We start from the raw sequence: 23354 nt of genomic DNA on the forward strand, positions 1-23354 counted from the left end.
CCCACATTCAGCCTTTTGGCTTCACTTTTTAATCTCTCCTTGCAATGCTTTATTTATAACCGGAAGAATTAAGAAATCATCATTTGAGAAAAAAAGCTATCCATTACTGGATAGCCTCTGCTGTCTGTTTAAAATGATGCGCTTGCGTAAGTAATTCTTTCGCATGTTCTGTCGTTAAATCTGTAATTTCCACACCAGAAATCATTCGAGCTATTTCTGTTACTTTATCCTCCATAGTTAAAACGGTAACTGATGTAATTGTTCGATCATTTGCTACTTGTTTTCGAATAAATAAATGCGAATCCGCCATTGAAGCTACTTGAGGTAAGTGCGTAATACAAAGTACTTGTGAGTTTACTGATACTCGATAAATCTTTTCCGCAATAGCCTGTGCGACCCGGCCACTTACACCAGTATCCACTTCATCAAAAATAACAGATGCAACACCTTGATGCTTAGAAAAAATGCTTTTTAAAGCTAAAATAATACGGGATAACTCTCCGCCAGAAGCAACCTTTGAAAGTGGTTTTAGCGGCTCACCCGGATTTGTTGAAATATAAAATTCCACATGATCGTAACCATCCGCTGTAAGTCTTACCGGTGCTCCCTCCACGAGAGGCTCTTCTGCATTTCCTTCTCGCTTCATAATTCTCACTTCAAATTTTGTTTTTTCCATATATAATTCTTTTAATTCCTGATGAATGGCATTTGTAAGATGCTCTGCAAGTTCATGACGCATATTACTTAACAACGTTGCTTCTTTCAGAATAACACTTTCTAATTCCTTCAACTGTTTCTTCGTCGTTTCAATATGAACGTCTTTATTTTCAATCGTAAAAATTTCTTGTTCAATTTTATCAGCATACGCTAAAATCTCTTCTACAGTATTTCCATATTTTCTCTTTAGCATACGAATTTCATTTAAACGCGTTTCAATTTCATCTAAGCGATTCGGATCATATTCCATCATATCGAGCTTTTCTCTTAGTTGATAGGCAACTTCTTCTAATAAATAATAACTATTGGCAATGGAATCATGATTTTCTTGATACACTTCATCTAAATGTGTAATACTCTCCATTTGTCCCATTGCGCTTCGTACATTATCTAACCCTTGTCCGTCAGCACTTAACGAGCGATACGCATCCCCTAATGCTTTGTAAATTTTTTCGAAATTAGAAATTTGCAATCGTTCTTCAGTTAAGTCATTTTCTTCATCTATCTTTAAATCCGCTTTACGGATTTCTTCATGCTGAAATTGAATTAAATCTAAACGATGTGCCATTTGTTGTTCATTTTCACTTAACGATTTCAACTGTTTTTTTAATTTCTCATAGTCAGCATATACGTTTTGGTATATATCTAATTGTTTAACGATACGCTCTCCATCAAAATGATCGAGCATAAATAGATGACGTTCTTCATTCATTAAGTCTTGCGTTTCGTGTTGTCCATGAATATCAACAAGTGTTTTTCCAATTTCTTTTAATACACTAAGGGTAACTAGTTTTCCATTTACACGACATACACTTTTTCCGTTTGCAGCGATATCACGCTTCAAAATAATCATGCCGTCTTCTATTTCTATATCCAACTCTTCTGCTTTTTCAATACATGGATGCTTATCATCTTCCACATAAAATAGCCCCTCTATCTCAGCTTTTTCTGTTCCGTATCGAACAAATTCTGCTGAACCACGGCCACCTACAAGTAAACTAATCGCATCAATAATAATCGATTTTCCGGCCCCTGTTTCACCACTTAAAACCGTTAATCCTTTTTGAAAAGAAATATTTAATGCCTCAATAATAGCAAAGTTTCTAATCGATAATTCCGATAACAATGCCCCATTCACCTCGTTATAAACTAATCCCCTATGAAGGGCTTTTCTCAGTTCTTTATTCAAATAGTCATACTATATGTTTGTATGTATAAATTACTTTTCTAACCGCTCCATTGTACCAAACATTTGTTTTACGGGTCAATCCACCTATTTCCTAATTTTATTCAAAGAAAATATTATATTACAATTAAGAATTCACGTTTTTAACCAATAAAAATATCCTGTTCACTTTCCACTTTACAGAGGAAAGCAAACAAGATTTTTTATTACAGCATATTTAAGAAACGATCAGAGACAACACCTGTATCTTCAGGTGTACGGCAAATAATTAAGCAAGTGTCATCACCACAAATGGTTCCGATGATCTCATCCCACTCTAAATGATCAATAAGTGCTCCAAGTGAATGAGCGTTACCAGGCAATGTTTTTAGCACAAGCATATGTCCTGCCGTGTCTAATTTTACAAATGAATCCACTAGATTACGTTTTAATTTTTGTAACGGGTTAAATCGTTGATCTGCTGGCAAACTATATTTATAGCGACCATCATGTAATGGCACTTTCACTAAGTGCAATTCTTTAATATCGCGCGATACTGTTGCTTGCGTTACATTAAATCCCTCATTACGTAAAATATCAACTAATTCATCTTGTGTTTCAATTTCTTTGTTCGCAATAATTTCCCTGATTTTAATATGGCGCTGACCTTTATTCATACATTTGCACCTCACACTATCTCTTACCATAGTTTAAACATTGGTATACTTCACTTATTTATGTTAACTTATAATTCGTTACTTGTACACAATTGTTTTTACAATCATTATACAATTACAACAAAAAGAGGAACAACATATGTTATTCCCCTTTCCCTTTTTGTTTTAGGACATCATGTGCCTCTGTAACTACTTGCTCAACAGAAACTGGAGAATGATTTTCGCCATTCTCACGTTCACCATGCCATTTCAGATGAATTAAAAATTCAATATTACCATCCCCGCCCGTAATTGGTGAGAATGTTAAGCCTTCTACGTCGTATCCTTCTTTTATAGCAAAGTCGACAATCATTTCTACGACAGCCTCATGTACTTTTCGATCGCGAACGATACCCTTTTTACCAACTTGCTCTCTTCCAGCTTCAAACTGCGGTTTAATTAACGCTGCTACATCCCCATTCGGCATAAGCATTGTTTTTAAAACTGGCAATATAAGTTTTAATGATATAAACGAAACATCGATACTAGCAAATTGCGGTAAACCACGTTCTAAGTCTGCTGGTGTTACGTAACGGAAGTTCGTTCGTTCCATTACGACAACGCGCTCATCTTGACGCAATTTCCACGCAAGTTGATTGTACCCTACATCTAATGCATAAGATAATTTCGCTCCATTTTGAAGCGCGCAATCGGTAAAGCCACCAGTTGATGAACCAATATCTATCATAACTTTATCTTGTAAATCAAGATGAAATGTCTCTAATGCCTTTTCAAGTTTATAACCACCACGGCTTACATACGGCATAACTTGCCCCTTCACCGTAATCTCTGTATCTTGTGGGATTTTCTCCCCTGGCTTATCCAATCTCATCTCATTCGCATATACAAGGCCGGCCATAATGGCGCGTTTTGCTTTCTCACGTGTTTCTATAAGCCCTCGCTCTACTAATAGTACATCTACTCTTTCTTTTTTCGCACTCATTTGTTACGCCCTTTTTTGTTTTGATGGAATCATTGTATGAATTCGGTCTACAACAGCATCTGTCGTTAAACCGATTTCTTCTAATAATTTTGGTACACTACCGTGTTCTATGAAACGATCTGGAATACCCATTCGTTCAACTAACGCACTATGGTACCCGTTCTCAGACGCAAATTCAACTACTCCTGTTCCAAAACCACCAATTAAGCAAGCTTCTTCAATCGTTAAAATTGGTATATTTTTTCCTAAGAGATCATGTAAATATGCTTCATCCATTGGTTTAATGAAGCGAGCGTTCACTACTTTCACTGAAATACCAGCCTTTTCAAGACGCTCAGCCGCTTCCATTGCCATTGGTATTGTCGTACCAAATGTTAAAATAGCTGCTTGTGTACCTTCTTTTAACGTTTCCCATGAACCGATTGGAATCGCCTTTAATTCTTCATCCATATGAACGCCAAGTCCATTACCTCGCGCATAACGTAATGCGATTGGTCCATCTTCATATTGCATCGCCGTGTACACTAAATGTTGCCCTTCATTTTCATCTTTTGGCATCATAAGTACCATATTCGGCAAGTGGCGTAAGAATGAGATGTCAAATACACCTTGATGCGTTTCACCATCTGCTCCTACTAAACCAGAGCGATCAATTCCGATGAAAACATTTAAATTTTGGCGGCATATATCATGAACAACTTGGTCATAAGCTCTTTGTAAAAATGTTGAATAAATAGCTAAGAATGGTTTCATACCTTGCGTTGCCATACCCGCTGCCATTGTTGTAGCATGCTGTTCTGCAATACCTACATCAATCATACGATCTGGGAATTCTTTTTGGAATTTCTCAAGTTTCGATCCAACAGGCATTGCAGGTGTAATTGCAACGATACGCTCATCCGTTCTCGCTAACTTAAGTACTGTTTCACTAACAACAGCACTCCATGCTGGTGCAACTTCTTTCGGTTTAACGAAGTCACCTGATTCAATTTTATAAGGTCCTGTTCCATGCCAAGTGCCAATAACATCACTCTCAGCTGGTTTGTAACCTTTTCCTTTTTTCGTAATAACATGAACAAGCACTGGGCCTTTTGTTTTCTTTGCATATTGCAACGTTTCGAATAACTTTTCATAATCATGTCCATCGACTGGACCTAAATATGTAAAGCCTAACTCTTCGAAAAAGACACCAGATACTAGTAAATATTTAAGACTATCTTTTATTTTCTCTGCTGTCGCAGCAACTTTCCCACCGACAGCTGGGATTTTCTTCAAAATATACTCTAGCTCATCTTTTACCCAATGGTATTTTCCTGCGGTACGTAGACGTCCAAGCACATTATGAAGCGCACCAACGTTTGGCGCAATTGACATTTCATTATCATTCAAAATAACAATCATGTCTGTTTTTTCATGTCCAATATGGTTCAATGCCTCTAAAGCCATTCCGCCCGTTAAAGCGCCATCACCAATGATTGGTATAACATATTCTTTCGTTTTCTTTAAATCACGTGCTAGAGCCATTCCCATTGCAGCAGATAATGATGTCGAGCTATGGCCAGTTTCCCATACATCGTGCTCACTCTCACAACGTTTTGGGAAACCACATAGACCTTGATATTGCCTTAATGTGCCGAATTCTTTTGCACGTCCAGTTAAAATTTTATGTACATAGGATTGATGTCCTACATCCCATAAAAATTTATCTTTCGGACTATCAAATAATTTATGCAGAGCAATTGTGAGTTCTACTACACCTAAATTAGGCGCAATATGTCCACCTGTTTGAGAGAGCTCTTCAATTAAAAACTTACGAATATCCTCACTCAATCCCTCTAGTTCACTGATAGACATCTCTTTCAAAAAACTAGGGTTTTGAATTTGCGTTAGATCCACATGGATCACTCACTTTCATTTCATAATCTGTCAACATGTCAAATATTATAAAAAACATTTACACAAAACAAGAAATTCTCTTTTTTTATTTTTCACCTTGTCCTGCTATTAACCAGTCTATTGCGCCCTAATCTTATTATAAACCATATTTCTTTAGGCGATGAAAAAAATAGCCGCTAACACGAAGTGATAACGGCAATGTAATCTACATATATTTTTGCCAATAACAAGAAAAGAAAAACCTTTTCCTACATTTATATCATAAAATGATGAATGACTCAACAAATGAAAACGCTGTTATATTAGTTATTACGTTTTGCAATCAAATCGCAAATAGATAGTAAATATTCATCTTGTAATTGCAAGGAACTAATAGCATCTTTTGCTTTTGCAATCGTTTCTTCTAAAATATCCTTTGCTCTATCTACAGTAAATAACGTCGTATATGTGCTCTTTTCGTTAGAAACATCACTACCAATCGGTTTTCCAATCTCTTCTTCGGTTCCTTCCACATCTAAAATATCATCTCGGATTTGGAAAGCTAGGCCGATATATTTCGCAAACTCAAGTAATTTTTCTTCCTGTTCTTCTGTCGCATCAGACAGTATCGACCCTGCAAGTACAGCGAATTCAAGTAGTTTTCCAGTCTTATGCTTATGAATATACTCCAACTCATCGATTGTAAGCTGTTTCCCTTCCGCTTCCATATCTGCCACTTGTCCGCCAACCATTCCTTCTGGCCCTGCCGCTTTTGCAAGCTCAAGTACAAGTCTTACTTTTTTCTCAGCAGAGATTTCCTTTTGTTCATATGCCATAATAACTTGAAAAGCATATGTCAACAAACCATCTCCTGCTAAAACTGCCATCGCTTCACCAAATACTTTATGATTTGTGGGCTTCCCTCTTCTTAAATCATCATCATCCATACAAGGTAAATCATCATGAACTAACGAGTATGTATGTATCATTTCAAGAGCACAAGCTGCACCTACACCAAGATTTTTTTCTTTACCAAACGCTTGTAATGTTGCAAATAAAAGTAACGGGCGGAGACGCTTTCCACCCGCTTCCAAAGAATATGCCATCGCTTCACGAAGTACATTTGGACATTGTAATTCATTTGCATAGCTTACAAGCTTCTCTTCTACGAAAGTTTTACTTTCTTTCAAAAAAGTATCAAAAGCAATTGTCACTATGCTTCATCTCCTAAAGCAGTAAACGGTTCAAGCTCTCCATCTTCCCCAAGAATAACTGCCATTTGTTCTTGTACGTTCTTCAACTTCTCATCACACAGCTTAGATAATTCCATACCCTCTTTAAAATAAGAAATTGCTTCTTCTAAAGGTACGTCACCTTGCTCTAATTTAGAAACGAGGTGCTCAAGTTGCGAAATTGCCTCTTCAAAGCTTAATTTATTTTCCATTATTCAATTCACGCTCCTCTATTCCTGATACGCTACAATCTAATATTCCATCTTGTAATTGAACTGAAACAGCATCTCCAAGGCTAACATCTTTCACACTTTTTAACACTTGCTTCTCTTCATCATATACAAGCCCGTACCCTCTCATCATTACTTTAAGCGGACTTAGCGCTTCAAGTTTTTGAGCAGCTCTTACAAAGGCAAATTCTTTCGTTTGGAGTAACGTTTGCATTTCACGTTGCAATTGCTTTTGCAATGTTTCAACTGCTACCTTTGTTTGCATAATTTTTTGAGATGGGTGGTGCTTCTCTAAATAAAATGAAAGCTGTTTTAACTGATTTACCTTTTTATCAATATAGCGCTCTTTCGCTAACACAAGCTGTTCTAACGCTCTATCCAATTGCTCTTCTTTTTGCTCATATACTTGTCTTGGATAACGGAACGCATAAGATTTTTGCAATACTTGTAGTTTTTCTTCTTTTTTATGTACTAACTCTCTCATTGCTCTTTGCAACCTTAGAGTTCTTTGTAATACCTTTTCTTGTAACTCGATAATATTAGGCGCTGCCAGCTCAGCCGCTGCAGTTGGTGTTGGTGCTCTTAAATCGGCAACAAAATCCGCAATTGTAAAGTCTGTTTCATGGCCTACTGCTGAAATAATAGGAATCTCACTCTTGAAAATAGCTCTTGCAACCATTTCTTCGTTAAACGCCCACAATTCCTCAATAGAACCTCCACCGCGCCCAACGATTAGGACATCTATCCCTTCCATTTCATTCGCTGTACGGATCGCTTGTACAATTGAGGGAGCTGCTGACTCCCCCTGTACAAGTACTGGAAACACAATAACATTTCCAATTGGATAACGACGTTTAATCGTTGTTATAATATCACGAATCGCTGCTCCTGTTGGTGACGTAATCACACCTATTGTTTTCGCATAAGGAGGGATTGTTTTTTTATAAACTTGAGAAAACAATCCTTCTTCCTCTAAACGAACCTTTAATTGTTCGTAAGCTAAATGCAGGTTTCCGACTCCGTCAGGCTGCATGTCTTGAATATAAATTTGATAAGAACCACTCGCCTCGTAAACAGAGATTTTCCCTTTCACGAGTACCTTCATCCCATTTTCAGGTCTGAATTTAATATTACGATTATGACCCGCAAACATAACCGCTGCGATTCTTGCATTTTCATCTTTCAATGTAAAATACATGTGGCCACGGCTATGATTTTTAAAGTTGGAAATTTCACCTTTTAACCAAACAGACTGTAAATGCGGATCATATTCTATTTTTGTTTTTATATAGCGTGTTAACGCTGTAACGGTTAAATATTGTTTCTCCATTTCTCTCTCCTCATAGCCGACTCAAATTATTTACAAACGACACCTGCACGCTTAGCCGATTCAACAGTATTATGAAGAAGCATTGTGATCGTCATTGGACCAACACCCTTTGGCACAGGTGTAATGTAACCTGCAACATCTAGCACGTTGTCAAAGTCAACATCACCACAAAGTTTCCCTGTTTCTAAACGGTTTACACCAACGTCGATTACAACTGCTCCTTCTTTTATATAATCAGCTGTTACCATTTTAGGTCGTCCTACTGCTACGATTAAAATATCAGCTAATTTCGTTAACTCTTTCATATTTTGCGTCTTAGAATGACAGTATGTGACAGTTGCATTTTCATTTAAGAACAATTGTCCCACTGGCTTGCCGACAATATTACTTCTTCCAATTACTACAACATGTTTTCCTGAGATATCAAGATTTGTTTCTTTTACTAACTCTACAATACCATGCGGTGTACATGGAAGGAATGTATCTTGTCCCGTCATCATACGTCCTACGCTGATTGGGTGAAATCCATCTACATCTTTTTCTGGTGAAATTCTTTCAATGATAGCTTTTTCTTCAATATGTTTTGGTAAAGGTAATTGCACTAATATGCCATTAATGCGGTCATCGCCATTTAAGCGATCGATTTCAGCAAGCAAACGCTCCTCCGTAATTGTTTCAGGAAATTCAATTAGCTCTGAATAAATTCCTACTTGTTCACAGCCCTTTTCTTTTCCTTTTACATAAGAACGAGATGCTGGATCTTCTCCAACTAAAATAACTGCTAATCCTGGTACAATCCCTTGCTCTTTCAACTTCACAACTTCTTCTGTTAATTGTGCTCGTTTTTTCTCCGCAACTTCATTTCCTTTGATGATTACTGCTACCATTTTAAGATTCCCCCTTAAAGAAATTACAGTGTATCTTTTATATTAGATAAAACGCCGTTAATAAAACGACGAGATTCCTCATCCCCAAATGTTTTAGCAATTTCAATTGCCTCGTTAATTGTTACGTTGTGTGGAATTTCTTCCATGTATTTCATTTCATACACAGCTACACGTAAAATACTGCGATCAACAATACTAATACGCTCAAGCTTCCACTTTTTTAAATTTTGACGAATCGCTTCATCAATTACTTCTTTATTTTCTACAAAACCTACAACAAGTGATTCTAGAAACTCATTTGTTTCTTCACCTTCATCTAGCGTGTTTTCCACTGCTACTTTCGGTTCTAATTCACCTGTAATATCCATTTGATATAATGCTTGCATAGCTCTTTCTCTAGCCGTCCTACGTTTCATTGTAACTCTCCTTTATGCTTCAAGTCTTTCCTTATGCTTTGTTATATTATTATAATTTATAAGCCGTCAATTCACTTACTCTTACAGTTTTCATTGATTTTCCAACCTTATAATACAATGATAATAACACAATTTATCGTTTCACACACGGGTTACAAGGCTGAAAAATAATAAAAAGATTAACTTCAAGTTCCATATCTTATCACAATGTACGTTTTTTGGTAAAACGAAACATTTTCTTTTTTATTTCTCATTTTTTGAAATAGTATAATAATTAGAGGGTTATAATTTGTGAAGAAATGAAACGATAAAAAAGATGCCTATGTTACTAGGCACCTTTTTCATTCTTACACTGGTTCGATTTCTGTTTTTTGTGTTTCGAATGTTACGCCAACGATGTGAACATTCACTTCTTTTGGCTCAAGCCCTGTCATTGTAAAGAGTGCTTGGCGAATGTTGTCTTGAATCTTTTGTGCAACAACTGGAATTGCTACGCCAAAATACATTACAACATAAAGGTCAACGATAATATCTTCGTTTGCTAATTCAACCTTTACACCTTTACCATGATTTTTCTTACCTAACTTCTCAACAACATCTGTAGCAAAATTACCACGCATTGCCGCTACGCCTTCTACCTCAGCAGCTGCAATACCTGCGATTACTTCAATTACTTCTGGTGCAATTTCTACTTTACCAAGAGTTGTATCTTGACCCATATCTAACATATGTTCAGCCATGAAAAAAACCTCCTTTAATGTATCACTGCGTCACAAGTTCATGCTCTTCCAAAAATTTCGTATTAAACTCACCTTTTACAAAATCAGGATGATCTAACAATTGCAAATGGAACGGGATTGTTGTATGTACGCCTTCAACGACAAACTCACTGAGTGCACGCTTCATTTTTGCAATTGCCTCTTCACGTGTTTTTCCGTGAACAATTAATTTAGCAACCATCGAATCATAGAAAGGTGGGATTGAATATCCCGGATATACAGCTGAATCGACGCGAATACCAAATCCGCCTGGTGGCAAGTACATTTCTACTTTACCTGGAGATGGCATAAATTTTTTGGCAGGGTTTTCCGCATTAATTCGGCATTCAATTGCCCAACCATTAAATTGTACTTCTTCTTGCTGTAACGATAACTTTTCTCCAGAAGCAACAAGAATTTGTTCTTTAATTAAGTCTACCCCTGTTACCATTTCAGTAACTGGATGCTCAACTTGGATTCTCGTATTCATCTCCATGAAATAAAAGCTTTTCGTTTTATATTCATAAATAAACTCAACCGTACCAGCACCTGTATAATCAACCGCTACCGCTGCTTTAACTGCCGCCTCACCCATCTGCTTACGCACATTTTCATCAAGTGCTGGTGATGGACTTTCTTCTAGTAGTTTTTGCAAGCGGCGCTGAATCGTACAATCACGCTCTCCTAAATGAATGGCATTTCCGTGTGTATCTGCCATTATTTGAATCTCAACATGGCGGAAATCTTCAACGTACTTTTCTAAGTATACACCAGGGTTCCCAAAAGCGGTACTAGCTTCTTGCTGTGTAATTTGAATTCCTTTTACAAGCTCCTCTTCATGACGCGCAACACGAATACCTTTTCCGCCGCCACCTGCAGTCGCTTTAATAATAACAGGATATCCAATTTGATTCGCAAGTTCGATCGCTTCTTCGGTATTTTTAATAATTCCTTGTGAACCTGGTACAATCGGAACCCCTGCTTCTTTCATTGTATCACGAGCAACGTCTTTTGTGCCCATCTTTGAAATAGCTTCTGGACTTGGACCGATAAAAATTAAGTTACACTCACGGCATAACTCTGCAAAATCTGCATTCTCTGCTAAAAATCCGTATCCCGGATGAATTGCATCGCAGCCTGTTAACTTCGCAACACTAATAATGTTCGTCAAATTTAAATAGCTTTCTTTCGAAATCGTTGGTCCTACACAATACGCCTCATCAGCAATTTGTACGTGAAGTGACTCTTTATCCGCTTCTGAATAAATTGCGACTGTTTCAATATCCATTTCTTTACAAGCACGAATAATTCGTACAGCGATTTCCCCACGATTGGCTATTAATACTTTTTTTATCATCACAAAGACTCCCTTATTACGCTTTTACAAGAAATAGCGGTTGTCCATACTCAACAAGCTGTCCGTTATTAACAAGAATCTCAACAATTTCTCCATCTATATCTGCATCGATTTCGTTAAATAACTTCATAGCCTCGACAATACATACGATAGAATCTTTCGATACTCTATCCCCAACACTTACATATGGAGGCGTATCAGGAGAAGAAGAAGAATAGAATGTACCTACCATTGGTGATGTAATTTTATGTAGGTTTTCATTCTGAACAGCTTTTTTCTCTTCTTGTTTTGGCACTTCCACTTGTGCTGCCGCTACTGTCGTTTCAACTTCAACAGGTGCTACTGGTTGCACGGCTTGTTTTGCTACAGGCGCTTGCACCGCAACAACTTCATTGCCACGCTTTTTCATTTTGATTGTCGTACCATCTTTTTTGTATTCAAATTCATCAATATTAGAGCTATCAATTAATTTAATTAATTCACGAACTTCTTGAATTTTAAACATGTAAAATCCACTCCCATACTCTTGTTTGTCCCGTTTTTACAGATTTCTCTTCACTAAAACTAGATTGACTGTAAAAATACGATGTACTCTATTAGAAAATGCATTTCATTTACTAATAGAAATAGTTACTATTTCCATCTTACGATAAATTTTTTAAACATTCCAATTTATATTTCTTTATAATAAATCGAAACTCCTGTAAAAATATTATTCCAATAAAAATTTATTACCTAGTAATAATACCAAGTTTCACACAAAATTGGCAAGACCACTTCCGAAAAAACATTCCTTACTTTTCAAAATACTATAAAGTAAACCTACCATTACCGCTTTACTCGTCACCTCATCTATAGTCAATAACGTATTTTTACCAAATATTATTTTTTTGTTTACACGTCGTTCATCATTCCTTCATATAAGAATAGTATGTTCAAAGTGTAGAAAATATATCGTATCGAGGTGTGGACATATGATATGGCTCATTCTCTTCTTACCTGCCGTAATGGTCTGGGCATTCGTTCTCTTCATCCACGTCAAATCCGGAAAAAGTAATCATCACTACCATGAACCGCTAATCTTTTACTCACAACGTATTTCTCCGTTCCGAGTTGAACATAGTAAAAACAAAGACGAAACAGAAAAAAGCTATCGAAAATGATAGCTTTTTTCTATTATTATTTTTATCTAACTATTTTCAAACAATCCGATTACTAAAAACGAATAATCCGCGGAGGAATTCCCCGCGGATTATTCGTTTTATTTTGTTGGTGGATCAAATTTTACACCTACATCTTTTGATCCGCCTTCACTTCTTACAAGTTGTATAATTTTATTCGCTTCTTTTTGTGAATGTTTTGCTGCTTTTACAGTTACTTTAATGTCAGTTCCATCAGCTCTTACAAGGGCATCTTTATATCCACCTTGAGATTTAATTACTGTCTCAAGTAATTCTTGCTTCGTTTCCATTGTAGTGATTGCATCAAAATTTTCTTTCGCTTTATTCTTTTCTGTTGCTGAAGCTTTTGTTGAACTCATCACTTCTTGTAATTTTGCTTTTTGTTCACTTCGCTGATCTTCCATTTGCATACGTAATGCTGTGAAATTTTCATCACTTGATTGAACTGTTACGTTAGCTTCTTTTTTGCTTGTTTCTTTTGTAGCACTCTCTTTTTTATCTGTTTCTTTGTTTGTTTCTTTATTTGATGTTTCCTTGTTTGTATTTTCTTTTTTAGGCGTTTCTTTAGGTGCTTCGTTTGTTACTGCTTTATCAGTACCTTGTTTTTCTTGTCCAATCTTTTCACCTGTTGCCGGCGATGCTGTATTCATTTTGTCTGGAGTTGTTACGTAATACACAGATAGTACAACAACTAAACTTAACATCGTTAATAGCCAAACCGTTTGTTTTTTTAACACTTTATTTCCTCCCTATCAATTTTTCGGTGAAACTGAAACGCGATGGGCTGGTACATCTAGTAGCCGTATGACAGCTTCTTTTACCATCGCTTTAACTTGTATATTATCCACTCCCTTTGCTACGACAAGAACACCTCGTACTTTCGGTTTCTCTGTTCGTAAAACAACGGGAGTTTCTTTATCCCCTTCACGTATAATGACTGTCTTTTCATCAAGAGACTCGTCTTCTACTTCCCTCTTGCCGCCTGTTTTATCTGTTTCACCTGTTGTTTGTGAACGTTTCACTGTATTTTTTTCTAATATTTTTTCCTCTGATGAATCTAAATTCACATTAATCGTTACATCTTTTACTCCTGCTATTTCTTCTAAGGCTGCTTTTAATTCTTGTTCATACGCTTTTTCATATTTTTCTACATTTGACATATTATCATTATTTTTTTGTCCAAAAGTTGGTACATCTTTTTCCTGGTTTTGAGTTTTTTGTTCTTTAAATACAGGTACTTCTTCTTTTTTACTTGAAAAAAAACTACTAGAAAACATAAGCAACATTCCAAGTATGAGTAGGACAAGTAAGAACTTAGGTGTTACCTTTTTTCCCTTCTCATTACTTTCTTTTTCATCTCCATTCAATAAGTTTCGAAAAAATGAGAACTTCGAATTTTTATCTTTATTGTCCATTTACTCTACCTGTCCTCCCTTCCATTTGAACTTGGATTTGTTTATTCTCTAGTTGCCACCTGCTTGAAAAGAAGTCTTTCATTTCTCCATTCGTTTCCTCTACTTTTTTCGGTGGTTCTTTCGTATTAATTTCAACTGGTTTTACTGTTTCGATTGCATCATTTTTACTACGTTCTTTTTCTTTCAACGTCACAACAACAGATTGAATATCTTTCGCTGACTTTACTTCCGCTGTGCTTTCCGCTGCGACTATTTGTATTTCAGAGACTGACATACCATACTGTTTCTCAAACTCTTTTCCTACTTCTTTTTTCATTTTGGTAGCCATCTCTTCTAAACTATATGCACGTGTTAGAGCTTGTATTTCTTTTTTCTTCGAATCTATTGAATTTTTTACAGATCCTTCTGCTACGTACTTCTCTTCATTAAAATTTGCGATTACTTCATTTACATCTGTTTGCAATAGTTTAAATAGAGGCGTTAAAATTAAAACAACTAATAATAGACTTACAACGAATTTAACGTACTTTTGCAAATTGGAATTTGGAAGAATAAGATGAAGCATTGTCGCTAAGAGTAAAAAAACGATAATATTTCTAATCCACTCTGTAACAAATTGCATACCCTTCACCTCCTACCGCATCATAAGTGTAATGTTCCCCGCAGCAATAATAATTGTGATACTTAAAAAGAACATAAACGATACGATAGCTAAGCAAGCAAATACATAAATAATGCTCCGTCCAATGATATCTAAACATTGAATAATTGCTCCGCCGCCAACTGGTTGCAATACTGCTGCTGCGAACTTATAAATAAATGCAATGCAAAAAATTTGAATCGCTGGAAAAGCGACAATTAAACATAGAATGACGAGTCCGATAATTCCGACTGTGTTTTTTAATAATCCCGACGCACTAATAACTGTATCCGCCGCCTCTGTAAACATTCTTCCTACTACGGGAATAAAGTTTCCTGTTACAAATTTAGCTGTTTTCACAGCGATTCCATCCGCAACAGCTGTCGCTGTTCCTTGTACAGATAATACGCCTAAAAAAATCGTTAAAAAAATACCGATAATCCCGACGCTAACGTTTTGCAGAAGCTTGGACAATTTCGTAACTTTATATTGATCACTCATCGTACTTACAATACTTAATATCGTTGCAAGTAATAAAAGTGGTAGAACGATATAATTCATCAAAAGCCCACTCGTATTCATTAAGAAGATGATAATCGGATGAAAAAACGATACGGATACAACACCACCACCTGTCGCTATGAGTGCAAGCAAGATAGGCAATAACGCTAATATGAAATCTACCATTGTTTGTATCGTTTCTCTTGCATATGTCATAACGACATAAAAGCTATTTAAAGCGAAAATAATTAGTACCATATATACAACTGCATCGGCTATTTTGCTTACGCTACTCTTTGAAAATGCAGATTGCAGTGATTGCAACAATGCACTAAAAATTGTGAGCATAATGAGCGTTCCGAGTAGTTTCCCATTTGCAACAAGTTCGTGAAATAAGTACTTTAATAAACCTAGCATCCACTCTTTTATAGAGATTTCTTTTTCTCCCTTTACAAACTCCATAAAGCTACCTTTTTGACTCTCTGGTAAGTAACCTCCATATTTTGTAACAAGCCCGTCCCAAAATTGCTTCACATCTTCAATTCCGAGCTTATCCAATTGTTGATCAACGACGTTTGTCTCTACAGGAGAAGCTTGTACAACAACTGGTAAAGAAAAGAAAAGGAAGCAAGCAAATAGCAGCTTAGCTCCAAACCCCCTCAACATTCACTCCCCCTTATCCCGTCGGTAAAAATCCGAGAATAGTTTCAATTACAACCGTCAAAATAGGGATCGCCATAACGAGAATTAAAATCTTTCCAGCTAATTCAATTTTCGAAGCGATTGCCCCCTGTCCTGCATCCTTTGTAATTTGCGCTCCAAACTCAGCGATATAAGCAATCCCAATAATTTTTAGCAACGTTTCTACATATACGTTGCTAACTTTCGCTTCACTCGCTACTCTCTCAATCATTTGTAAAATAGCGTGAATTTGATCGATTAAAAGAAGGAACATTACGCTACCTACGAACACAATAAATAATGACGTAATGCTAGATTTATGCTGATTCAATACAGCCGCTAAAAACGTAGCAACGAGGCCTAATCCGACAATTTGTATAATTTCGATTCGAACCGCCCCCTTTACTGGAAGAGAAAGACACTTTTAATCTTGTCGAATAGTGTATTAATTAAAAATGCGACATGAAATAAAATAACGACAAAACCGACGAGGATAACCCAATTTGCAATATCCTCACGCTTTAATTCTTTTAGTACAGTATGAATGAAAGCTAAAACAATGCCGATTCCGGCGATTTGAAATATTAATCCAACATCAATGGACATCGCCTTTCTCCCCCCTATAGCAGTAAAATTACAATAAGTAGCCCCGCTAGTACTCCTAAGCTCTTAATCATCTTTTCATATTGCAGCTGTAATGCTTTCGCTTCTTCTTCTTCTCTCTCTAAATGTGTAATACATAACCGAATATGTTTTTGTTGTGATTCACGATCATGTTGTCCGAGCGTTTCACCAAATTGCTGCAAAATCTCATACTCAGTTTGTTGAAATGCTGTTAGCTTCCAATTTTCTTTCAAACTATCTATCCAAGCTTCTCTAACTGTTTGTTCTCCACTTTCTAGCCTGCTAGCGAAACTTTGAAATATCCAATTTAACGGCTTCGGCATTTGTTTCACTAATCGCTCAGCGGCTTCAGACAATGGTGTATGCCCGTACATAATTTCTGCCTCTAATGATTGCAGTGCCGCTTTTAATAATCTAAGTTGCCTCGGTCTCTCACTGTATCTTTTGGCGTATGAAAACCCGAAAAAGGTGCTGACCGCAACGATTAACACTGCACCAAATATTTTCACCATACGCCCTCAGCCTTTCTATGAGGTAATACCGGTTTTCCATATTTATCTTTCACTTGCATAACTGTTCCTGGCCCTCTTGCTTTTGACAATTCCACAAACCTATCAAAAATGCCGAGCTCTAGCACTGCCTTTAATGATGGGCGTTTCACAACATCATCATAGGAAAATCCATGTGCACTTATAAAAAGCTGAACCCCTGCATGTACAGCCTCCATAATTGCTTCACTATCTTCTTTACGACCAATTTCATCCACAATTAATATATCTGGGCTCATAGAACGGATCATCATCATCATTCCTTCAGCTTTTGGACATGCGTCTAACACATCTACTCGTGTGCCAAAATCATACTGCGGAATTCCTTTCACACAGCCAGCAATTTCTGACCGTTCATCAACAATCCCTACTTTACACGAAGGTATTTTCGAAGCACTTACACCTTGACTCATGCAACGTGCTACATCTCTTAAAAGTGTTGTTTTCCCCGTTTGCGGCGGGCCAATTACCATCGTGTTTAACCATCGTGATTCATACAAATACGGTAAAAGTGGTTCAGCAATCCCTATTTTTTGACGAGCAATACGAATATTAAAAGAAGAGACATCTCGAATCATTTTCACTGTGCTTTTTTCTGTAATAACTTTTCCTGCTAAGCCGATTCTGTGACCTCCTCGGAGTGTCACATACCCACGCTTTAATTCTTCTTCCATTGTATAAATTGAGAAGTGACTTAACTTATTCAATAAGTAAATAGCATCCTCTGCTGTAACGATATAGTCATAAAAAAACACTTCACCTTGAGCAATACACTCTAGCGGTCTTCCAATTCGAACACGGATTTCCTCTAGAGCATCGTACTGCTTACAATTTTCCACTAACTGCTTCATCGTTTTTGGTAAAACTTCTAATACTTCTTTCATCAGCTTCGCCCCACTATACTCGACTTACTTATTTCAACAACGCGATAAAAATGCAGCCAATTCCAAGCGCTAGAAAAAAGAGTTTCAAGAAAGAGATCTCACTTGCCACACTCGCTATGCCTATTGTCATTGTTAAAATTAATACGGTCGGTCCAACAAACGCCAACATACCATTTATAAACAATGCTTTCTTCGCATCATTCACATAAAGCATAAGCAAAGCGGCGAATATTTCCGCGCTACCTGAAAACAACCGAAGCAGCCCCATTACAAGCACAGATGTTTCCATTGCCGCTAGCCACTGTTTCATTCTCCCACCTTCTCCCATAACGGTTACTAGTGCGTGTGCTAAAAAAGAATATATTTGTACAACCATATGCAGAGGTTGTCTATTTCAGAATTAAAAACATAATTTTTATCTACCGTCTATAATAATTTGAATATTCTTAATAATGATGGTATTTTATGGTATATTTATTGAAAAGGAGGGAAAATGATGCAACGAGTTACTTTATTACCACTCGATTTCCGTTATGCAAATGCGATTTTCAAGCTATCAAGTGATCCACATGTAAAAAACGCATTAGGAATAAAAGTAGAAACAATCGAAGACACGAAAGCATTCCTTCTTTTCGCCATAGAAGAAGAACGCCAAAAGAAGTCTTTATCGAGAGTGATTGTAAATGCAGAGAATGAAATAATTGGTCTCACCACACTTAAACATATTAATTACGAGAAGAAACAATCTCACATTGGCAGCTGGCTCGGCTATCCATACTGGGGAAAAGGATATAATGAGGCTGTAAAAAAAGAAATTTTTAAGATTGCTTTTTTAGACTTACAACTTTCCTATGTATTTGCTGGTGCTAAAACGAATAATATTCGCTCTTTAAAAGCACAAGAAAAACTACCTTATATTTCATTACATGTGGAAAACAAGTTTCCATACGAACACGCTGCACTAGAGAAAGAAGTAAGGTCATCTTGCTCTCTGCACGTCGTGTCACGTGAAAAATTTTTAAACTGGTTGGAATTACAAAATGAGGAGGAAAAATATGAAGGCATTGAAAATTAATTTAACCGTTGTAGTAGAATTAGCTCTTATTTATCTTTTTTCATCATTGGTCGGCTGGTCATTCATGGAAGCCTTTTTCCTTGGTAGTTTAGCAATATTTGCAATTACATGGCTAATTATTATGAGTAATCATAGAAACAACATTACGGATCACGCAATCAGTAAAACACTGACTGGCATTGAAACTGGTGAAATAAAACCATTTCAAATTATTTTAACTCCATATATTATGGGTACCCTTTCACTTGTCTTCGTTAGTTTTGTTATAACAGCGATTTATTATTTGCCCTATTTTCTATAAAAAAGCACTCGTGATAATCACGAGTGCTTTTCTACTATGCACGAGAAACGTATTTACCTTCACCAGTGTTGATGATAAGTGTTTCGCCTTCGTTAATGAAGATTGGTACTTGTACAACAAGGCCAGTTTCTAATGTAGCTGGTTTTGTTACGTTAGAAGCAGTATCACCTTTAATACCTGGCTCTGTTTCTGTAACTTGTAATTCAACTGTGTTTGGAAGTTCAACACCAAGTACTTCGCCTTGGTAAGTCATAATAGATACTTCCATGTTTTCTTTTAGGAATTTAAGCTCGCGCTCGATTTGTTTTTCACCAAGTTCGATTTGCTCATAAGTTCCGTTATCCATAAATACGTGAGACTCACCGCTTGCGTATAAGTATTGCATACGACGGTTTTCGATGTGTGCTTTTTCTACTTTCTCACCAGCACGGAATGTTTTCTCTTGAACAGAACCTGTGCGAAGGTTACGTAGTTTAGAACGAACGAATGCAGCACCTTTACCTGGCTTTACGTGTTGGAAATCAAGTACTTGCCAAAGGCCATTATCCACTGCAATTGTTAAACCTGTACGAAAATCGTTTACTGAAATCATGTAAAAAAATCCTCCTGTGTATTACAAAATAATAAGTTCTTTTGGTGATTTCGTAATTACTTCATTACCTTCACTTGTCACAATGATATCATCTTCAATACGTACGCCGCCAATACCTGGAATATAAATACCTGGCTCTACTGTTACAGCCATACCTGGTTCAAGTACTGTATCAGAACGGAATGCTAAACCTGGTGCTTCATGGATTTCAAGACCGATTCCATGACCAGTAGAATGTCCGAAGTATTCACCGTATCCTTTTTCCGTTATGTAATCACGCGTTAACGCATCCGCTTCACGGCCAGTTAAACCAGCTTTAATACCGTTCACACCACGTAATTGTGCTTCTAAAACGATATTATAAATTTCTTTCAATTTATCAGATGGTTCACCAACTGCAATCGTACGAGTAATATCAGAGCAATATCCTTTGTAATAAGCGCCGAAGTCTAATGTAACGAAATCTCCTGTTTCTATCACTTTTTCAGATGCCACGCCGTGCGGTAATGCCGAACGAAGACCTGAAGCAACGATAATATCAAACGAAGAAGATGTTGCTCCTTGTTTTCTCATGAAAAATTCAAGTTCATTTGACACTTCAATTTCAGATACTCCCGGGCGAATGAATGATAGAATATGTTCAAAGGCAGCATCTGCAATCTGTGCAGCTTCCTTTAATATCTTAATCTCTGAATCAGTCTTTATCAAGCGTAACTTTTCTACAAGCCCAGAAGTTGGGATAAATTCAGCATCGATCGCTTCTTTATGAGCTGAATAAGAACTATATGTAAGAGTATCTTGCTCAAAGCCAAGCTTTTGAATTCCTAATTCTTTCACTTGCTTTGCAACTTCATCGATAATTAATCCCGCATGCTGTACAATCTCGTATCCAACCGCTTGTTTAGTAGCTTGCTCTACGTAACGGAAATCTGTAATAAATTGAGCGCGGTTTTTCGAAATGAGTACAACACCAGCTGTTCCTGTGAAGTTAGCCATATATCTACGACTATGTTCATTTGTTAATAAAATACCGTCAATACCAGCCTCATCAAATGCACTTCTTAATCTTTCGATTTTCTCCATTACTTTATGCCTCCCTCAATTTCTCCATTAATGCAAATAACGCTAACTTATAGCCATAAAAACCAAATCCAACAATTTGTCCCGCACAAACAGCTGCCGTCACAGATTCGTGACGGAACGACTCACGCTGATGAATGTTAGAAATATGTACTTCAATAACAGGAATCGAAATGCTTGCAATTGCATCTCGAATCGCATAGCTATAATGCGTAAATGCTCCAGGATTTAAAATGATCCCTTCATATATATCTTCCGCCTCATGAATACGATCGATAATCGCACCTTCATGATTCGATTGGAAACATTCTAACTCCACTCCCATTGTTTCTGCTTCTTGCTTCATATCTGCTTCAAGTGTCGCTAGCGTGCCCTTTCCATATACATTTACCTCTCTGACACCGAGGCGATTTAGGTTAGGACCGTTTACGAGGAGTACCTTTTTCATATGCTTAAAACTCCTTAATATTAAATGTCTATATAACATTTTAACATAGGAGTTACTTGTTTGAATAGTTTGTCTTCTCTTCCCCTTCTCGCTCGGCCTTATTGGTATTTACTGCGTAAGAAACAGAGTATGCTATAAATACACCATACAATATAAAAATGCATATCGTCGTCACAATTGTTTCTTTCGGTAAATGGAGTGCACTTTTAATAGCAGGCGCTATTAACCCCACTCCGAAAAATAGTAACGCCCACCAAAATAGACCATAAATAATCCCTGGCAGAATTCCTTCAAACTTTGCCAAAAACGCTTTATACAAAAAGGCAATTAAAATCGAAAGTAGTCCCATACAAACAATTCCTGACACATTTCCCCATACCCCTTCTTTCCAACTTCCAAAGGCAAATGGTAGAAGTAAATAGTTCGGTCCCGCTTCTGTAAATGAAAATATATGAAGAAAATACCATATTCCTCCCCAAAAGAGTCCACCAAATAAACCAATTTGCACAAAATTTCTTGTTCCTATATGTTCTTGACTCACATCAACACCTCCGCTCAATAGTATGCCCGAAACTATTTTGAACCATGTTTAAATACTGCGAAATTTGTCTATAAAAAGAATAAGAAATGTCCGACTCTCGTAACATTTTTCCTTGTCATCTACTTGTATTTGTCGATAAAATAAAGGAAACTCGGTGATTGTCTTATTTCAAAACGACAGAACCCAGTATGACAATTGCCTCTTTTTCTACATAAGAGAGAAACAAATACAGGTTGGTGTTAACATGGCAGAAGAGTCAAAACAAATATATGGCGGGCAAGCAGTCATAGAAGGAGTTATGTTTGGCGGTAGAGAATATACTGTTACAGCGGTTCGTCGTAAAGATAAATCGATTGAATTTTATCGATTACCACGCGTTCGTAATAAAGCATTATCTATCCTGAAAAAAATTCCATTTTTACGAGGGATTGCCGCTATTGTGGATGCAAGCGCGAACGGGGCAAAACATTTAAACTTTGCTTCAGAACGATTTGATGTTCACCCAGAAGAAGATGAACAAATTGCAAATAAAAAAGAAGAACAATCGAAGTTAACGATGGTATTAGGAGTTGCAGCAGTTGGGGTTTTATCTTTCATATTCGGTAAAGTCATTTTCACAGCAGTTCCTGCATTACTAGCTGAATTAACGAGACCGATTTTCCCATCTCATACAGGGCAAATCATTGTCGAAAGTGTCATTAAGCTCCTGTTATTACTGAGCTATATATACTTTATTTCTTTAACGCCACTCATTAAGCGGGTATTTCAGTACCATGGTGCGGAGCATAAAGTAATTAATGCCTATGAGAATAATCTTTCATTGACTGTAGAAAATGTTCAAAAACAAACTCGCCTTCATTATCGTTGTGGCAGTAGCTTCATTATATTTACAGTCATTATTGGAATGTTTGTTTATTTCCTTGTCCCTACAGATCCACTTTGGGCCAGAGTGGTAAACCGAATTTTATTAATTCCAGTCGTTCTCGGTATTTCTTTTGAAGTGTTACAATTTACGAATCGATTACGCGATATTCCAGTATTACGCATACTTGGATATCCCGGATTATGGCTACAACTATTAACAACGAAAGAACCAACAGATGATCAAGTGGAAGTAGCCATTGCATCGTTTGAAGAATTATTACGTTTAGAAAACAAACAATAATTATTTAAAAATGGTGTTCAACTCCTTTCCTCATCGTTAATATACTAATTTT

The 23354-nt window shown here is 36.8% G+C and carries 29 protein-coding genes; 4 read left to right on the top strand and 25 right to left on the bottom strand.

Annotated features, from left to right (window positions below):
• Positions 1 to 103: 103 nt before the first annotated feature.
• The 12 genes from recN to accB all read right to left on the bottom strand — a co-directional run bounded on the left by recN (position 104) and on the right by accB (position 12131).
• Positions 104 to 1843 carry a DNA repair protein RecN gene (recN, locus tag BAQ46_RS08565; RefSeq protein WP_000947749.1) on the bottom strand — a complete coding sequence of 580 codons (1740 nt, stop codon included), beginning with the start codon at positions 1841 to 1843 and terminating at the stop codon, positions 104 to 106.
• 266 nt (positions 1844 to 2109) lie between these two features.
• Complete coding sequence (gene argR, locus BAQ46_RS08570) at positions 2110 to 2559, bottom strand: arginine repressor ArgR (RefSeq protein WP_001032581.1); 450 nt, start codon at positions 2557 to 2559, stop codon at positions 2110 to 2112.
• A gap of 142 nt (positions 2560 to 2701) precedes the next feature.
• Positions 2702 to 3541 carry a TlyA family rRNA (cytidine-2'-O)-methyltransferase gene (locus BAQ46_RS08575; protein ID WP_001274742.1) on the bottom strand — a complete coding sequence of 280 codons (840 nt, stop codon included), beginning with the start codon at positions 3539 to 3541 and terminating at the stop codon, positions 2702 to 2704.
• A gap of 3 nt (positions 3542 to 3544) precedes the next feature.
• Entirely contained in the window at positions 3545 to 5437 is a 1893-nt protein-coding gene (dxs, locus tag BAQ46_RS08580) for a 1-deoxy-D-xylulose-5-phosphate synthase (protein WP_061132214.1), read from the bottom strand.
• A 302-nt stretch (positions 5438 to 5739) separates the two neighbouring features.
• Positions 5740 to 6630 carry a (2E,6E)-farnesyl diphosphate synthase gene (gene ispA / locus BAQ46_RS08585; RefSeq protein WP_000150360.1) on the bottom strand — a complete coding sequence of 297 codons (891 nt, stop codon included), beginning with the start codon at positions 6628 to 6630 and terminating at the stop codon, positions 5740 to 5742.
• Complete coding sequence (gene xseB, locus BAQ46_RS08590) at positions 6630 to 6860, bottom strand: exodeoxyribonuclease VII small subunit (RefSeq protein WP_000428423.1); 231 nt, start codon at positions 6858 to 6860, stop codon at positions 6630 to 6632. Before xseB ends, ispA begins: the two co-directional genes overlap by 1 nt.
• Positions 6850 to 8208: an exodeoxyribonuclease VII large subunit gene (gene xseA, locus BAQ46_RS08595; protein WP_000415266.1), complete on the bottom strand. Its 1359-nt coding sequence runs from the start codon at positions 8206 to 8208 to the stop codon at positions 6850 to 6852. The genes xseB and xseA overlap by 11 nt, the downstream gene beginning before the upstream one ends.
• 26 nt (positions 8209 to 8234) lie before the next feature.
• Positions 8235 to 9095: a bifunctional methylenetetrahydrofolate dehydrogenase/methenyltetrahydrofolate cyclohydrolase FolD gene (gene folD, locus BAQ46_RS08600; RefSeq protein ID WP_000226726.1), complete on the bottom strand. Its 861-nt coding sequence runs from the start codon at positions 9093 to 9095 to the stop codon at positions 8235 to 8237.
• Positions 9096 to 9118: 23 nt separating this feature from the next.
• Positions 9119 to 9511, bottom strand: a complete 393-nt coding sequence (gene nusB, locus BAQ46_RS08605) for a N utilization substance protein NusB (protein WP_000830249.1) — start codon at positions 9509 to 9511, stop codon at positions 9119 to 9121.
• Positions 9512 to 9858: 347 nt separating this feature from the next.
• The gene (locus BAQ46_RS08610; RefSeq protein WP_000807630.1) at positions 9859 to 10251 is read right to left on the bottom strand and encodes an Asp23/Gls24 family envelope stress response protein; all 393 of its coding nucleotides are present in this window, start codon (positions 10249 to 10251) and stop codon (positions 9859 to 9861) included.
• A 22-nt stretch (positions 10252 to 10273) separates the two neighbouring features.
• Positions 10274 to 11626 carry an acetyl-CoA carboxylase biotin carboxylase subunit gene (gene accC, locus BAQ46_RS08615; protein ID WP_000592876.1) on the bottom strand — a complete coding sequence of 451 codons (1353 nt, stop codon included), beginning with the start codon at positions 11624 to 11626 and terminating at the stop codon, positions 10274 to 10276.
• 16 nt (positions 11627 to 11642) lie between these two features.
• On the bottom strand, positions 11643 to 12131 hold the full coding sequence (accB, locus tag BAQ46_RS08620) for an acetyl-CoA carboxylase biotin carboxyl carrier protein (protein ID WP_061132213.1): 489 nt from the start codon (positions 12129 to 12131) through the stop codon (positions 11643 to 11645).
• Positions 12132 to 12600: 469 nt separating this feature from the next.
• Here accB and BAQ46_RS08625 point away from each other — a divergent pair, with 469 nt between their 5' ends.
• Entirely contained in the window at positions 12601 to 12789 is a 189-nt protein-coding gene (locus tag BAQ46_RS08625; protein ID WP_002081027.1) for a hypothetical protein, read from the top strand.
• 98 nt (positions 12790 to 12887) lie between these two features.
• Here BAQ46_RS08625 and BAQ46_RS08630 read toward each other — a convergent pair whose 3' ends face one another.
• The 9 genes from BAQ46_RS08630 to BAQ46_RS08670 are packed head-to-tail and all read right to left on the bottom strand — an operon-like array spanning position 12888 to position 18410.
• Positions 12888 to 13544, bottom strand: coding sequence for a SpoIIIAH-like family protein (locus BAQ46_RS08630; protein WP_000914701.1), 657 nt, complete (start codon positions 13542 to 13544; stop codon positions 12888 to 12890).
• A 15-nt stretch (positions 13545 to 13559) separates the two neighbouring features.
• A complete protein-coding gene (spoIIIAG, locus tag BAQ46_RS08635) occupies positions 13560 to 14222 on the bottom strand; it encodes a stage III sporulation protein AG (RefSeq protein WP_000368876.1) in 663 nt (220 codons plus the stop codon).
• Positions 14212 to 14844, bottom strand: a complete 633-nt coding sequence (spoIIIAF, locus tag BAQ46_RS08640) for a stage III sporulation protein AF (RefSeq protein WP_001161050.1) — start codon at positions 14842 to 14844, stop codon at positions 14212 to 14214. The genes spoIIIAG and spoIIIAF overlap by 11 nt, the downstream gene beginning before the upstream one ends.
• A 12-nt stretch (positions 14845 to 14856) precedes the next feature.
• Positions 14857 to 16029 carry a stage III sporulation protein AE gene (gene spoIIIAE / locus BAQ46_RS08645; protein ID WP_000943695.1) on the bottom strand — a complete coding sequence of 391 codons (1173 nt, stop codon included), beginning with the start codon at positions 16027 to 16029 and terminating at the stop codon, positions 14857 to 14859.
• A 10-nt stretch (positions 16030 to 16039) separates the two neighbouring features.
• Positions 16040 to 16423: a stage III sporulation protein AD gene (gene spoIIIAD, locus BAQ46_RS08650; protein WP_077317075.1), complete on the bottom strand. Its 384-nt coding sequence runs from the start codon at positions 16421 to 16423 to the stop codon at positions 16040 to 16042.
• Positions 16424 to 16446: 23 nt separating this feature from the next.
• A complete protein-coding gene (gene spoIIIAC / locus BAQ46_RS08655; protein WP_000020914.1) occupies positions 16447 to 16650 on the bottom strand; it encodes a stage III sporulation protein AC in 204 nt (67 codons plus the stop codon).
• Between the two features lie 14 nt (positions 16651 to 16664).
• Positions 16665 to 17180, bottom strand: coding sequence for a stage III sporulation protein SpoIIIAB (gene spoIIIAB, locus BAQ46_RS08660; protein WP_000238697.1), 516 nt, complete (start codon positions 17178 to 17180; stop codon positions 16665 to 16667).
• A complete protein-coding gene (spoIIIAA, locus tag BAQ46_RS08665) occupies positions 17174 to 18100 on the bottom strand; it encodes a stage III sporulation protein AA (protein WP_000665885.1) in 927 nt (308 codons plus the stop codon). The genes spoIIIAB and spoIIIAA overlap by 7 nt, the downstream gene beginning before the upstream one ends.
• A 28-nt stretch (positions 18101 to 18128) precedes the next feature.
• The gene (locus BAQ46_RS08670; RefSeq protein ID WP_000816054.1) at positions 18129 to 18410 is read right to left on the bottom strand and encodes a YqhV family protein; all 282 of its coding nucleotides are present in this window, start codon (positions 18408 to 18410) and stop codon (positions 18129 to 18131) included.
• Positions 18411 to 18596: 186 nt separating this feature from the next.
• Here BAQ46_RS08670 and BAQ46_RS08675 point away from each other — a divergent pair, with 186 nt between their 5' ends.
• Together BAQ46_RS08675 and BAQ46_RS08680 are read left to right on the top strand one after the other, a co-directional pair.
• A complete protein-coding gene (locus BAQ46_RS08675; RefSeq protein ID WP_001190073.1) occupies positions 18597 to 19175 on the top strand; it encodes a GNAT family N-acetyltransferase in 579 nt (192 codons plus the stop codon).
• Positions 19156 to 19476, top strand: a complete 321-nt coding sequence (locus tag BAQ46_RS08680) for a hypothetical protein (RefSeq protein WP_000645558.1) — start codon at positions 19156 to 19158, stop codon at positions 19474 to 19476. Before BAQ46_RS08675 ends, BAQ46_RS08680 begins: the two co-directional genes overlap by 20 nt.
• A 34-nt stretch (positions 19477 to 19510) precedes the next feature.
• Here the strand turns inward: BAQ46_RS08680 and efp are convergent, their stop codons facing one another.
• From efp to BAQ46_RS08700, 4 genes are read right to left on the bottom strand one after another with little or no spacing between them, the layout of a single operon-like run.
• Positions 19511 to 20068, bottom strand: coding sequence for an elongation factor P (gene efp, locus BAQ46_RS08685; RefSeq protein WP_000626512.1), 558 nt, complete (start codon positions 20066 to 20068; stop codon positions 19511 to 19513).
• 21 nt (positions 20069 to 20089) lie between these two features.
• Positions 20090 to 21151, bottom strand: coding sequence for a Xaa-Pro dipeptidase (gene pepQ, locus BAQ46_RS08690; protein ID WP_000411051.1), 1062 nt, complete (start codon positions 21149 to 21151; stop codon positions 20090 to 20092).
• 4 nt (positions 21152 to 21155) lie between these two features.
• On the bottom strand, positions 21156 to 21596 hold the full coding sequence (gene aroQ, locus BAQ46_RS08695) for a type II 3-dehydroquinate dehydratase (protein ID WP_000757087.1): 441 nt from the start codon (positions 21594 to 21596) through the stop codon (positions 21156 to 21158).
• Positions 21597 to 21648: 52 nt separating this feature from the next.
• Positions 21649 to 22137 (bottom strand): YqhR family membrane protein, encoded by a 489-nt coding sequence (locus BAQ46_RS08700; protein ID WP_000076575.1) that lies wholly within the window; start codon positions 22135 to 22137, stop codon positions 21649 to 21651.
• Between the two features lie 244 nt (positions 22138 to 22381).
• Between BAQ46_RS08700 and BAQ46_RS08705 the strand changes: the two genes are divergently transcribed.
• Positions 22382 to 23302 carry a DUF1385 domain-containing protein gene (locus BAQ46_RS08705; protein ID WP_000797107.1) on the top strand — a complete coding sequence of 307 codons (921 nt, stop codon included), beginning with the start codon at positions 22382 to 22384 and terminating at the stop codon, positions 23300 to 23302.
• The last annotated feature ends 52 nt before the right edge of the window (positions 23303 to 23354 follow it).

Source organism: Bacillus paranthracis (genome assembly GCF_001883995.1).
Lineage (GTDB): Bacteria > Bacillota > Bacilli > Bacillales > Bacillaceae_G > Bacillus_A > Bacillus_A paranthracis.

What these genes read in the sequence shown, in the direction of transcription:
- spoIIIAA (WP_000665885.1), bottom strand. Translation starts at nt 18,100, where the DNA reads ATGAAAGAAGTATTAGAAGTTTTACCAAAAACGATGAAGCAGTTAGTG.
- xseA (WP_000415266.1), bottom strand. Translation starts at nt 8,208, where the DNA reads ATGGAGAAACAATATTTAACCGTTACAGCGTTAACACGCTATATAAAA.
- accC (WP_000592876.1), bottom strand. Translation starts at nt 11,626, where the DNA reads ATGATAAAAAAAGTATTAATAGCCAATCGTGGGGAAATCGCTGTACGA.
- folD (WP_000226726.1), bottom strand. Translation starts at nt 9,095, where the DNA reads ATGGTAGCAGTAATCATCAAAGGAAATGAAGTTGCGGAGAAAAAACGA.
- spoIIIAE (WP_000943695.1), bottom strand. Translation starts at nt 16,029, where the DNA reads ATGTTGAGGGGGTTTGGAGCTAAGCTGCTATTTGCTTGCTTCCTTTTC.
- BAQ46_RS08670 (WP_000816054.1), bottom strand. Translation starts at nt 18,410, where the DNA reads ATGAAACAGTGGCTAGCGGCAATGGAAACATCTGTGCTTGTAATGGGG.
- argR (WP_001032581.1), bottom strand. Translation starts at nt 2,559, where the DNA reads ATGAATAAAGGTCAGCGCCATATTAAAATCAGGGAAATTATTGCGAAC.
- efp (WP_000626512.1), bottom strand. Translation starts at nt 20,068, where the DNA reads ATGATTTCAGTAAACGATTTTCGTACAGGTTTAACAATTGCAGTGGAT.
- xseB (WP_000428423.1), bottom strand. Translation starts at nt 6,860, where the DNA reads ATGGAAAATAAATTAAGCTTTGAAGAGGCAATTTCGCAACTTGAGCAC.
- BAQ46_RS08625 (WP_002081027.1), top strand. Translation starts at nt 12,601, where the DNA reads ATGATATGGCTCATTCTCTTCTTACCTGCCGTAATGGTCTGGGCATTC.
- BAQ46_RS08680 (WP_000645558.1), top strand. Translation starts at nt 19,156, where the DNA reads ATGAAGGCATTGAAAATTAATTTAACCGTTGTAGTAGAATTAGCTCTT.
- pepQ (WP_000411051.1), bottom strand. Translation starts at nt 21,151, where the DNA reads ATGGAGAAAATCGAAAGATTAAGAAGTGCATTTGATGAGGCTGGTATT.
- aroQ (WP_000757087.1), bottom strand. Translation starts at nt 21,596, where the DNA reads ATGAAAAAGGTACTCCTCGTAAACGGTCCTAACCTAAATCGCCTCGGT.
- spoIIIAF (WP_001161050.1), bottom strand. Translation starts at nt 14,844, where the DNA reads ATGCAATTTGTTACAGAGTGGATTAGAAATATTATCGTTTTTTTACTC.
- BAQ46_RS08705 (WP_000797107.1), top strand. Translation starts at nt 22,382, where the DNA reads ATGGCAGAAGAGTCAAAACAAATATATGGCGGGCAAGCAGTCATAGAA.
- spoIIIAC (WP_000020914.1), bottom strand. Translation starts at nt 16,650, where the DNA reads ATGTCCATTGATGTTGGATTAATATTTCAAATCGCCGGAATCGGCATT.
- BAQ46_RS08610 (WP_000807630.1), bottom strand. Translation starts at nt 10,251, where the DNA reads ATGGCTGAACATATGTTAGATATGGGTCAAGATACAACTCTTGGTAAA.
- BAQ46_RS08675 (WP_001190073.1), top strand. Translation starts at nt 18,597, where the DNA reads ATGCAACGAGTTACTTTATTACCACTCGATTTCCGTTATGCAAATGCG.
- spoIIIAB (WP_000238697.1), bottom strand. Translation starts at nt 17,180, where the DNA reads ATGGTGAAAATATTTGGTGCAGTGTTAATCGTTGCGGTCAGCACCTTT.
- nusB (WP_000830249.1), bottom strand. Translation starts at nt 9,511, where the DNA reads ATGAAACGTAGGACGGCTAGAGAAAGAGCTATGCAAGCATTATATCAA.
- BAQ46_RS08575 (WP_001274742.1), bottom strand. Translation starts at nt 3,541, where the DNA reads ATGAGTGCGAAAAAAGAAAGAGTAGATGTACTATTAGTAGAGCGAGGG.
- spoIIIAG (WP_000368876.1), bottom strand. Translation starts at nt 14,222, where the DNA reads ATGGACAATAAAGATAAAAATTCGAAGTTCTCATTTTTTCGAAACTTA.
- accB (WP_061132213.1), bottom strand. Translation starts at nt 12,131, where the DNA reads ATGTTTAAAATTCAAGAAGTTCGTGAATTAATTAAATTAATTGATAGC.